The 11103-nt window shown below is 64.1% G+C and carries 9 protein-coding genes; 3 read left to right on the top strand and 6 right to left on the bottom strand.

Translation table 11 applies throughout. The annotated features are described in order from the left end of the window. Window positions 1-103 precede the first annotated feature (103 nt). Both ACYCTF_RS13275 and ACYCTF_RS13280 read left to right on the top strand, forming a co-directional pair. Window positions 104-340: an ABC-2 family transporter protein gene (locus ACYCTF_RS13275; RefSeq protein ID WP_461285019.1), complete on the top strand. Its 237-nt coding sequence runs from the start codon at window positions 104-106 to the stop codon at window positions 338-340. Between the two features lie 157 nt (window positions 341-497). Further along, entirely contained in the window at window positions 498-791 is a 294-nt protein-coding gene (locus ACYCTF_RS13280; RefSeq protein WP_461285020.1) for a hypothetical protein, read from the top strand. Window positions 792-1069: 278 nt separating this feature from the next. Here the strand turns inward: ACYCTF_RS13280 and ACYCTF_RS13285 are convergent, their stop codons facing one another. The 5 genes from ACYCTF_RS13285 to ACYCTF_RS13305 all read right to left on the bottom strand — a co-directional run bounded on the left by ACYCTF_RS13285 (window position 1070) and on the right by ACYCTF_RS13305 (window position 7838). Further along, window positions 1070-4189, bottom strand: a complete 3120-nt coding sequence (locus tag ACYCTF_RS13285; protein ID WP_461285021.1) for an efflux RND transporter permease subunit — start codon at window positions 4187-4189, stop codon at window positions 1070-1072. Continuing rightward, window positions 4189-5091, bottom strand: a complete 903-nt coding sequence (locus ACYCTF_RS13290; protein WP_461285022.1) for an efflux RND transporter periplasmic adaptor subunit — start codon at window positions 5089-5091, stop codon at window positions 4189-4191. Before ACYCTF_RS13290 ends, ACYCTF_RS13285 begins: the two co-directional genes overlap by 1 nt. Beyond that, window positions 5088-6347, bottom strand: coding sequence for a TolC family protein (locus ACYCTF_RS13295; protein WP_461285023.1), 1260 nt, complete (start codon window positions 6345-6347; stop codon window positions 5088-5090). Before ACYCTF_RS13295 ends, ACYCTF_RS13290 begins: the two co-directional genes overlap by 4 nt. A 49-nt stretch (window positions 6348-6396) precedes the next feature. Next, window positions 6397-6738, bottom strand: coding sequence for a hypothetical protein (locus ACYCTF_RS13300; RefSeq protein WP_461285024.1), 342 nt, complete (start codon window positions 6736-6738; stop codon window positions 6397-6399). A gap of 476 nt (window positions 6739-7214) precedes the next feature. Then, on the bottom strand, window positions 7215-7838 hold the full coding sequence (locus ACYCTF_RS13305) for a hypothetical protein (protein WP_461285025.1): 624 nt from the start codon (window positions 7836-7838) through the stop codon (window positions 7215-7217). Between the two features lie 326 nt (window positions 7839-8164). On the opposite strand from ACYCTF_RS13305, the gene mrdA reads away from it, so the two are divergent. Further along, window positions 8165-10108: a penicillin-binding protein 2 gene (gene mrdA / locus ACYCTF_RS13310; protein ID WP_461285026.1), complete on the top strand. Its 1944-nt coding sequence runs from the start codon at window positions 8165-8167 to the stop codon at window positions 10106-10108. A 464-nt stretch (window positions 10109-10572) separates the two neighbouring features. Here mrdA and ACYCTF_RS13315 read toward each other — a convergent pair whose 3' ends face one another. Beyond that, window positions 10573-10749 carry a hypothetical protein gene (locus tag ACYCTF_RS13315; RefSeq protein ID WP_461285027.1) on the bottom strand — a complete coding sequence of 59 codons (177 nt, stop codon included), beginning with the start codon at window positions 10747-10749 and terminating at the stop codon, window positions 10573-10575. Between the last annotated feature and the right edge of the window lie 354 nt (window positions 10750-11103).

An 11103-nucleotide genomic window follows, 5' to 3' on the forward strand; every position in this document is an offset into this window, starting at 1 on the left:
GGTCACGGAAATATTATGGCACTACAAACGGATCGCGCGAACAGGGTCCTCGAAACATCAACGGCTTAGCGTTGGCGAGAGTGCCGGGAAGGTGTAAATCGGCGTGAAAAATGTTAAAGATGGGTTAAGCGCCTACAACAACGCATTCATACGCGTGATGCTTACTTACGTCATTCCCTTCGGCGTCATCAGCTATTACCCGGGAAGAATGCTTCTCGGTAAATCGGCCATCAGCGCCGGTGCGGTTTTACTAACGCCCGCCATGGCTGTAGTCGTCGCGGCCGTAGCGTATGGGATGTGGAAGGCGGGTCTGGCGCGTTATCAAAGCAGCGGCCACTAGAAGCCTGTAACGAAACGGGGGGCTGGACGGGGGCGAACATTGTGGGCACGGTCAATAGGCAGATCATTCGCGATATATGAGCGTCGATCTATCCAACAAGAGAAACACTGTAATGTCAACCCGAACATCACAAACGTGATAACGGGATGGCATTGAGATGTTCAAGAGACTCGGTCCTAGCACGGTCCAGAGCGCCAGCGGTTCCATCATCGGAATTACCGATCGCTACACCATTGAGTACCGTGAGAACGACGAGATGGCGAAAATCGCGGTGGACCTTGGTATACCGACATTCGGCGTCTACCGCGATACGCTAACCGGCTGGATCCTGGCCGACGTGACAACGCTGCCCATGACGGACACCGACAGGCTGCAGGTCTTGGACAACATCGGCCGGGGGCTTGCGTGTATGGATGTGAAAGTCGAGTGGGTCTATGGTCCGTCTCCGTGAGCCTGTCGGATTTTGAGGGGAGGCGGCGATCCTATGTAATCTGGGTAAACAAGTATAAAGGGGCCATTATCCGAATTGGATAATTGCGTGCCCAATGGGCGACGACCGTTGTCGGTCTCGCGCGTAGAGTTGGTGTCGCAGATTGCGCTCGCTAATCAGTTCCGCCAGCTCCTTCACCCAACCGCCACCGGCCGCCCGGTTTGGTGAGCGCAAGAAATAGAACCGACCGCGGGTCGTCGCCTACGGTCCTCCCGCCATGGCTATGAGACCTTCATGCGTCAAGGCGCAGTCCGCAGGTGCCTGTGATCGCGCCGACGCAGGACATGGTAGACGCTCGGAATAACGATGAGATTCAGTAGCGTCGAAGTCGCGAGACCGCCAAGCACCACAAAGGCAAGCGGCCGCTCGAGTTCCTTACCGACCGGCGATCCCCACAGGAGCGGCAACAACGCCAGGGCGGGCGTGATCGCGGTCATGAGGATCGGCACCAGGCGATCGAGCGTACCCGCCCTCACGACCTCGTCGATCGGCCGGCCCTCGGCCTCGAGGCGGTTGTAGTGGCTTACAAGAATGATACCGTTGCGCGCGGTGATGCCAAAGAGCGCTATGAAGCCGATCATGGCGGCGGTACTGAGCGTCGATCCGGTCAAAAGCAGCGCCACCACGCCACCCACCATGGCCAGTGGCAGATTGACGAGCACGAGCAGGGCGTCGCGCAGCGAGCCGAATGCCTTTTGGAGAAGCAGGGCGGAGAGGATGATGGCGAGCAACCCAAGTCGCCACAGCGTGGCGTTGGCGCGCTGTTGACTGCGAAAGGTCCCGCCGTAGCGCACAAAGTAGGCGCGCGGCAATGGGATCGCCGCGACCCGCCTCTGGACTTCATGGACGACCGCAGACAGCGCCCTGCCCGTCACATCGAAGGTGAGCAGCAGGACGCGATGTCCGTGTGCCCGGCGGATCTCGCAGGGTACCGGGCGCACCCGGACTGACGCCAGCTCCGTAAGCGGCACGACGGCATGTGGGCCGAGGGCCGGGGCGCGCACGGGCAGGTGGCGCAGGTCGCGTGCCGAGCGCCTCGCACCGTGGGCGACCCGCAGGGTGATCGCAAATCGCCGCGGGCCGTGGAGGACGTGACCGATCGGCGTATCGTTCAGGTAGAGATTGACGTTTCGTAGTAACCGCCCCGCGGACACACCGTAATGCGCGTCGCGCCCACGCCGGGGCGTGATTACGATCTGGGGGATACGGATCTGCTGCTCCAGATGGAGATCGACGACCCCCGGAATGGGCGCGATCACCCGGTTTGCGGCCTTGCCGATGCCATAAAGGCGACGCAGGTGCGGCCCGTAGATCTTGACGGCCACGTCCGCCGGTACCCCCGATTCCACATCATTGATGCGATGGGCGATGAATTCGCCCAGGTTGAAGGCCGCGCCGGGAATCGTTGCAAGCTTACGGCGGATCTCGCTGAGCAGGGCATGCGGCGATTGCGGGCCGCGGTGAAAATCGATGCGTAGATCGAATTCTGAGTTGTTCGGGGTATTCGCCCCCGGCGTGAGCGTCCCGGCGCCGGCACGCTGGTCGACCGACACGATCTGCGGGAAGGCTGCGAGGTCGCGCCGAACGACCGCGCCAAGACGCATCGATTCCCGCCAGGGGGTCCCGGGAAGGGTGGTCATGACGAGTATGTAATTGCCCTCATGGAAAGGGGGCAGGAATGAGCGCCCAAGGTGCGCGAGGCTCGCCCCGGCCGCCAGGACCGCAACGAGCGCAAGCACCGCGATGGTCCGCGTCCACGGCAGGATACGTTCCAGGAGGCGCAGGTAATGGCGTTTGAGGAAGCGGACCAGGCCGGTTTCGCGCTCGGCACTGGGCTCCCGCTGGCGGAAGCGACTGAACAGCAATGAACAAAGGGCCGGCACCAGGGTCACCGACACGATGAGCGAGGCGAGCATGGTGGCCAGATACGATATGCCGAGGGGCGAAAAGATCCGCCCAGGTATGCCGCGCATGAAGAAGACCGGTAAAAACACCAGGATGACAATCGCCGTGGCATAGACAATGGAGTTCAATACCTCGCGTATGGCATGGAGGATGAGACTATTGGTTTCCTCGTCGCCCGACCTCTCGCGGGCCAGACGCAGACGGCGGACGATGTTCTCGACGGTAATGATCCCGTTGTCGACCACTTCGCCTATGGCGACTGCGAGTCCCCCGAGCGTCATGGCGTTGACGCCCGCATGAAAGACGTAAAGGATCAAGGCCCCGAGCGCGAACGAGGCCGGCAGGGCGATGAAGGTCGCAAGCGAGGCCCGCCAGTTCGCCAGGAACACGAGCAGCACGAGGATGACGATGAGCGCGCCCTCCCAGAGCGCGGTCCAAAGGTTGTGGATGGCGGCTTTGATGAAGGTCGACTGTCGGAAGATGTGGGTGTTTAGTGTGACGCCGAGCGGGAGCGCTCGCCGCGCCGCGCGCAGGGTATCCAGCACGTGCCGGGTGGTCGTGATGGTGCCGGCGCCGTAAGCCTTGTACACAGTCCCGACCACCGCGGGTGCCTGGCCCAAGGCCGCGGCGCCTAGGCGTATGGCGTGCCAGCGGCGGACTCGGGCGACCTGGGCTAGGGTTATGGGGAGGCCATCGCGCGTCGCGACCAGGGTATGCCGCAGGCGTGCAATGGCGTCGCTCTCGTGGAGCCGGCCCGCGGCCGACACGATCAGTTGTTGCCCGGGTGTCTCCACGAGGCCGCCCGGGAGATCGCGACTTACCCCGCGCACGGCGCGCGCCACATCGCCCACGCTGACCCGATAGGCCTGCATGGCGGTAGGGTTGAGCGCGATCTGGTATTGCGTGACTGCGCCGCCTATGTCAGCGACGTCGGCCACCCCGCCCACCGAAAGGAGTCGGGGGCGGATCACCCAATCGGCCAGGGTGCGCAGCTCCTGGGCCGGCACCATCGGGCTTGTGAGCGAATACTTGACAAGCCACCCGATGGCCGATGTGAGCGGGAATATCTCGGGTCCGTGGACGCCCGCCGGCAGTCGTGATTGCAGATCCTGGAGCCGTTCGGCGATGAGCTGGCGGTCATGGTAGATGTTGGTGCCGGCGTGAAACACCACCGTCACGAGCGACACCCCAAGCGTGGTCTTCGAGCGCACCACGCGTATGCCCATGGTGCCGCTTACCGCGGTCTCGATCGGATAGGTGATGAGTGCTTCCATGTCGCGCGGCGCCATGCCGGGCAGGGTGGTGCCTATGACCACGCGCGGCGTGGCGAAGGCCGGAAAGACGTTTATGGGCATGCTGCGCCAGGCAAGCAAGGCCGCCCCGGCGAGGATGGCGAACACCCCGACGACGAGGGCACGGCTGCGCAGAGACAGGCGGATCAGAAAGTCGAACATCAGCTGTCCGCCTTGAGTTTGCCGCCGGTCAACCACAGCGTATAGAGTTCGGCGTTCCCTTGCGTGACAACGCGCGCGCCGGCTTTGAGCCCCGGGACCCCACAATAGCCGTGTTCGCGTATACCGACGGTCACCGGCGTGTAACGAAAGCGGTCGCCACCTATCGCCACGAACACCGCGTGGCGGTTGCCAACATCGACCACGGCGTGGGAAGGCACGGCCACCGTCTGCGCGCTCGCAACCATGACGTGAGCGCGCGCAAAGAGCGCCGGCCTGAGCGCGGCGGGCGGGTGGGTAAGCGCAATCCATATCGTCTCCGCGCCGCGGCGCGGGTTGATGCGCGGCGCCACCATGACTACGCGTCCTTGCAGGGGCGTGGTGATGCCGAGCGCGCGAATGCGCGCCTCCTGCCCGCGATGGACGACGGCCACATCCCGTTGGTAGACATAGGCCTTGAGCCACAGCCGGTGGGGTTTCATCAGGCGATAGAGGAGCGTACCGGGGGCGACCGCCTCGCCCAGCACTGCGGGCCGTGTTTCCACCACCCCACTCATGGGGGCGTGCACTATCACGCTCGGCGGCGGGTTTCCGACGAGAAGGGATTGGATGCGCGCGAGCGGCGCCCCGTGGCGCACCGTAGCGCCCACGGTGGCGTACAGGGCTGCCACGCGCCCACGGATACGGGGAGTGACCACCGCCTCGCTATCAGGGGGCAAGGTGAAATCGCCGTAGAGGGTGCGATGGGCGTGGAGTGTGCGCATCTGCGCGGAAATGATCTTGAGGCCAAGCGCGCGTATGTTGGCCGGCGACAGATGCACGATCGGCGAACGCCGGGCGAAGGCCGGAACGGTGGTGAGGGCGAGCGCCAGGGCGGTCGCCGCGACGACGGGGATCTTGATCATGGTGTCTCCTTGGGGCCGCCCAGGGCGATGCGCAGGGCCGTACGGGCGCTGGCTACGGCGCCATGGGTCTTCAGCCACGCCGCCGTCAGGGTGAGTTGGTCGGTAACTACCGCCAGCGTGCTTGATGTGTGTACTTGACCCAGTCGCAGGCCTTGCAGCGCGAGCGCCGCGTCTTGGCGGGCGTGGCCGAGCAATCGTGCCAGGCGCCGCTCACGCGCATGCAGCCGTTGCAGTCGAAAGAGGTCGCGGGCGATGGTATGGCGGATGCGCCAGCGCAGCGCGCGGACATCGGCGCGCGCCCGAAGGGCCTCTGCCCGCGCCGCCGACCGGTTACCCTGGTTGCGATTCCAGAACGGCAACGGGAGTGAAGCGCTCAATTCGATCGAACGATCGATAGGCTGCGCGGGCACCCCGTGCAGGACCTGACGGTCGAGTTCGACACCGGCGCCCACGGTCATCCAGCCGAGCCGCCGGGCGCGTTGGTAGCGGCGTACGGATTCCCAGTAGCGGCGATCGATCTCGGCTAGTCGCAGGTCGGGGCGGCGAGCAAGCGCTGTGGCCCAGGCGTCGGCGGGCACCGGCGGATGCCAGAGCACCGGCGCCGGGGCCGGCCAGGGCCTTTGGGGACGATAGCCGATGGCAGCCGCGAGCGCGGCTTGGGCCTCACGGCGTCGGGTACGCCAAGTCTGACGCAACAGTTGTGCCTGGGCGCCCAAGAGCTCCACGCCGCTTGCCCCCACTGCGGATATCTGGGCGGCGCGCACGCGCGCCCTCACAAGACGCATCAACACGCGCTCGCTGCCGATCAGGTGGTCGACCCTGGTCACGGCGTAGACGGCGCTACGCCACCGTGTGTAGGCACGCGCGACGAGGCCACGAATTCGCCACGCCTCGACCTGAAAACGGGCGTTAGCCTCGCGTACGCCTGCCCGGCCGACGGCGGCGTGGCGGGCGATGCGTGAAGTCAGGGGGACGGCCTGCGTCAGTATGGCTCGAGCACTGAATTCGCCTGGGCTACCGGTCGCGTTGCCGGTACCGCCGGAGAGGCTAAGCCGCGGGTTTGGCCAAAGGCGATCCTGCCGGGCCAGGCCGCGGGCAATACCGATGCCGTGGCGGTCGGTCATCAGGGACGGGTTGTGACGCATGGCCAGGGCCTCGGCGGCAGTGAGGCTCAGGGTGTGGGCCGGGACCGGGACAAGCCCGGTCACGCCAATCAGGGCGAGCGCAAGCGCGCGCCGATGGAATCGAGTGCGCATAAGGCCTTCTCATGGGACTCAGGATGCGCCGCGAGGCGGCGCCACGAATCTACGAGACGAAGGCCAAGACGGGTGGGGCGTTGGGCTGCGCGGGACTGTGGCGGCGGTGCTCGGACAACGGCACCGCATCGGTGGACAGCGAGAAAAAGCCGACGAGGATGACCATCATCGCGAGGAACGCCACGATGACGGCAGGTAGGACAGTCGCCACGCTCGCGAGTTTGGCGGGCGCTTGCAGTCCGATAGCACTATGCATGGCCGTGCAGGCCTGGCCTTCGTGCGTCGGGTGATGACCGTGCGGGCCGGCGCAAGCCCACAGCGCCGCCAGCCATGCAATCAGGACCAGGGGGACTAGTAGGTACTTGAGATATCGGAGAATGCGACCTCGCATCGATCGATTATGGCAACAAGACGCCGGAATGGTCAAGAAGAAGACGGTCGTCTTGGGCCGTACGGGCCGAGACGGGACAAGCAGCCAAATATCGCCGCCCGTGATCGGGCCGCATTCGCCCCCGGACCCTCGATCTTTTTCCGTACACTTCCTATTAGAAGTGACCAAGCGCCGGTGGGCCCTCCGGGCTTGGTGGGCACCGATGCGAATGCCGTTACCCTCTGGTCGCAAGACCGGCCGACAAGAACTCACTGTGTAATTCGACTCGAATAGGTCGGGACGCTGGGCCGAGATGTGCGCGGGAGGTACCCCCGCCGCCCGGGCTCATGCTTTATTCCACAGTGAATTGGCGCTGCTGCGCGATGTTTTATGACAACCAACGGAGCAATTAAGCCTCCGGCGCGAAATCGCCGCTCACGGTGTGGGCACTTTCGAGATGACGGCCGGGGCCTCGGCCTCGTCAAACACAGCAGCGGTCAGGACCCTGGATCTACCGAGGCGATGATCGTCGTAAGACGCGCGTTCGTCAGGCGTCTTTGGAAGACGTGAACGCGACCATCCTTGGCCCGGTAGATCAGGATCGGCGCAAAACGCATCCACGGATTCCCTTCGACCGCAGTCAAGGCCTGGAAGTCCTGGCGCAGGATGCGCAGGGTCTGGGCTTGCACGGGTACGGGTGTGATGTCGGCGCCGGTCGCGCGCGCAAAGCGTGTTTCGCCCTCATCGAGCACCCGCAAGGGTTGCCGTGACTGCAAGATGGCGGCCGCCTTGCCGGTGCTCGTGGGCGACATGTAGGCCACGAGGATCTGGCGGATCGTCAGATGATCCCGTCTGATGAGCGGCGCCAGGCGCTCGAAAAGCGCGTGGTTGGGCCGCGAATTAGGATCGATGAAGTCATAGAGCACCTTGGATCCGTGGCCGGCCGCGACCCAATGAAGCCCACTTATGTGCTGATAGAGTAGCGTCCCGCTCTGTTGCCAACTCGTGCCTTGTGCCTGCGCGTTGGTGACGAGGAATGCGCCCAACACAAGCCCCACCCACGCCGTTATTCGCAGGTTCCTGGGGCGGAGGTGGCGCGCCCGTGACTGCTGGCCTGACATCGATTCAATCCTCCATACGAAAAGGTGGGTACGCAGCGTATGTTCCCTGCCGCACGATGCGACCGCCGAGTGCCCGCATAGGCGCCGCTTCTTGAATAGAGACTATCGTTCGGAAACGTCCCGGCACCGTGTATCGGCCGACGCCGCCACCTCTATTATCGACAGGTCCAATGGTGCGCCGCAAGCCGGCGATGTACGCTGCCACGCGACCTGCCGCACATTGATCCCCTGTGGATCCTACATGGTACATGCCGTGCCTGCGTGATACCCTTCTCTTGTGTGCCCTGGCGGTTGTCTGAACAAAGTCCGTGAACCCGAAGGCCTTTTTGTCCCAAGAGAGTGAGGAGCGACGGCTCTTTACGGCACGCATCCGCGTCGCCGTGGGCGTAGCGTTGGCACTACTGCTGGTCCTAGTGGGGCGTTTGGCCTACATCCAGGTCGGGCGGCATGCCCATTTTGCCACGCTTGCCCGCGACAATCTGACACGGCCGGTACCCTTGCCGCCGGCGCGCGGTCTGATTCTGGATCGCCACGGGGTGGTCCTCGCCGGCAATTTTCCGGCTTATACGGTATCGATCGCACCGCGCGCCGTTCCTCATCTTACCCAGCTGCTGACGCATCTCAAGGGTCTCATTGGTCTCGATAGCCGCGATCTCCAGCGCTTTCGGCACGAGGTGCAGACGCACGATTCCGCGGATTTTCTGCCCCTGCGCCGCAATCTGACGAGCGTCGAGACCGCGCGCCTGGCGGCGCACCTGCCGGAATTGCCGGGCGTGCGCCTGCAGGCGCAATTGCGCCGCAATTATCCCTTGGATGGCCTGGCGGATGCGGTAGTCGGTTATGTGGGCCCGATCACCATGGCCGAGGCAGCGCACCATGCCCTCCGGTACGCAGGCTTCCACGACGTGGGACAAACTGGCATCGAGCGCTTATACCAGCGCGACCTCATGGGACATATGGGCTATAAAGATGTCGAGGAGAACGCCCGAGGGCGCCTGGTACGGGTACTAAAGCGCGTGCCCGGCCGCCCCGGCGACAATCTCTATCTGACGATCAGCGCCCAGATGCAGGCGGTTGCCGAGCATATGTTCAAGGGGCGTCGCGGGGCCGCGGTAGCCCTGAATCCGCGCACCGGGGCGGTGCTCGCGCTCGTAAGCAGCCCCACCTATAATCCGAACCCCTTCGTACTGGGGATTAGCCGGCGCCGTTATGCCAAACTCACGGACAACCCGCGTGCGCCTCTGGACAACCGGGTCCTGAACGGCCTCTACCCGCCGGGGTCTTCGATCAAGCCGTTCTACGCCTACGCTGCGCTCCAAACCCGTTGGTTTCATCCGCATCGCCGTGTCTTGTGCCGGGGAACCTGGCACATCCCCGGCAACAATCACATTTTTCATGACTGGTTGCCGTGGGGCATGGGGCGCATCGGGCTTGAAAAGGCGCTCGAGGAGTCCTCGGACGTCTATTTCTACAAACTCGCCTATCGCATGGGCATCGATCGCATGGCGCGTTATCTCGAGGATTTCGGGTTCGGACACGTCACGGGCATCGACCTGCCCGGGGAGTCGGCAGGGATCGTACCGACGCCGCAATGGATCCGGGCCCACGACTCACCGTGGTATGAGGGCGAGACCATTATCACCGGCATCGGACAAGGGCCGTTACTGGTGACGCCATTGCAGTTGGCAGATGCCATGGCGGCACTCGCCAATCATGGGGTCCGTATGCGCCCTTATGTGGTGAGGGCCGTGCAGAACCCGCTCACCAAAGCGGTTCATTATGAGAAGCCGCACGCCGATCCGGCGATCCCCCATCATCGCCCCAATAGCGATACCTTACTCGTGGATGACTTGACACATGTCATCTCCGGATCCCTGGGAACGGCGCATATCATCGCCCATCGGCTGCCTTATGCCGTGGCCGGAAAAACAGGAACGGCACAGCTCTGGAGCGCGCCGGCAAACGGCAAATACAAAGGCCCGCGGCTCCATTCAGACGCGCTCTTTACCGCCATGGCCCCGGTCCCGGACCCTCGCATCGTGGTAGCAGTGGTGCTAGAGCATGCAGGGTTCGGGCTGCATTCCGCGATTCCGACAAAAATTGCTCGAGCGCTCATCAATCTGGACCTGCTGGGGCACGTGCACGTCCGCCACGCCCCCAAGACCCTGGTAGCGCGCTTTGCCAAGGAGCGACGCCTGAGTGCGCGCGCGCAGACGCTTGAGGCGCGCACGCGAAGGGCGCCCTCGCAGTGGGAGGACCAGGCCGGCTGACGGGGCCGGTGGGCCCCGCGACCGACGGCGGGGTTGCCGCGATCACACCGGCATCAGCCATTCCTGGAAGGGCCGGGGCCCGTTGATCCGGGCCTCGCGGGGTCGGCGACACCCCATCTTGACCGGACAGGCCCGCGAGCCAGGGACACAAGTCTGCGGAGTGGCCGACAGATGCTGGCGGGCGTGGTGATGCGCGCCCTCCACAACTCTCCATGTGCGAGCTCTGGCACAGGTGCGCGCGTGACGGGCGCCATCTCCTATGGCACGGTCTTATGGGCCGCATCATCGGGTTCGGGTCTCCTGTCACACAGGCGTGCGGGGTCTATCCATGGCCATACCTGTTCTTGGGCGCTCCTGCGGCGATCGCCAAACCGCTGCTTCGGTATCGTGACCCGGCCCCAAACGAGGTCAGCGATCGGCTGCCGCCAATAGGTCCGGCCGATATGCGCCGCGAGCCGGCCCCTTCACGGTTCGCTTTGTAGACCACGTCCCTGCGTTTGATCGTGGCTGGAGAGTGCGACACCCGCGCACCCTTGGCCCGTGGTGATAACACCCAACAACACGGGATAACCCGCCGGTTCCGGAAAGCGCTTTTCGATCTCGGTGAGAGAAATACCGTGCTTGTCACGCTCACGCTGCACGCCAGGCACCTCTTCCCGGCCCTCGATTTGCCAATTCAGCGGCGGCATGATCAATAGGCACGCGGCCGCGCGTCGAATCCTTGGCGACGGCGATGAAGAATGTCCTCCATACGGGAAATCGTGGGTGGGCGAGAGCGGAGGGTTGCAGGCGGACCGGCCTCTGGTGTGGCGTCGACGGCGCGCACGTATCTTCGTATGGTTATTGGAACAGGATGCGACAACCGTTTCCCAGCAATTCTAAATGTGGTAATAGTTCTCAATACGAGCCCCTCCCGATAATCAACGGGCTTCGGGGGCTGGACAAAAGCCGGGCCTTGTTATATAACGTCGCTGGGTCATAAAAACTCATGCGAG

Source organism: Acidiferrobacter sp. (assembly GCF_054609335.1).

What these genes read in the sequence shown, in the direction of transcription:
- ACYCTF_RS13295 (WP_461285023.1), bottom strand. Translation starts at nt 6,347, where the DNA reads ATGCGCACTCGATTCCATCGGCGCGCGCTTGCGCTCGCCCTGATTGGC.
- ACYCTF_RS13280 (WP_461285020.1), top strand. Translation starts at nt 498, where the DNA reads ATGTTCAAGAGACTCGGTCCTAGCACGGTCCAGAGCGCCAGCGGTTCC.
- ACYCTF_RS13305 (WP_461285025.1), bottom strand. Translation starts at nt 7,838, where the DNA reads ATGTCAGGCCAGCAGTCACGGGCGCGCCACCTCCGCCCCAGGAACCTG.
- ACYCTF_RS13285 (WP_461285021.1), bottom strand. Translation starts at nt 4,189, where the DNA reads ATGTTCGACTTTCTGATCCGCCTGTCTCTGCGCAGCCGTGCCCTCGTC.
- ACYCTF_RS13290 (WP_461285022.1), bottom strand. Translation starts at nt 5,091, where the DNA reads ATGATCAAGATCCCCGTCGTCGCGGCGACCGCCCTGGCGCTCGCCCTC.
- ACYCTF_RS13300 (WP_461285024.1), bottom strand. Translation starts at nt 6,738, where the DNA reads ATGCGAGGTCGCATTCTCCGATATCTCAAGTACCTACTAGTCCCCCTG.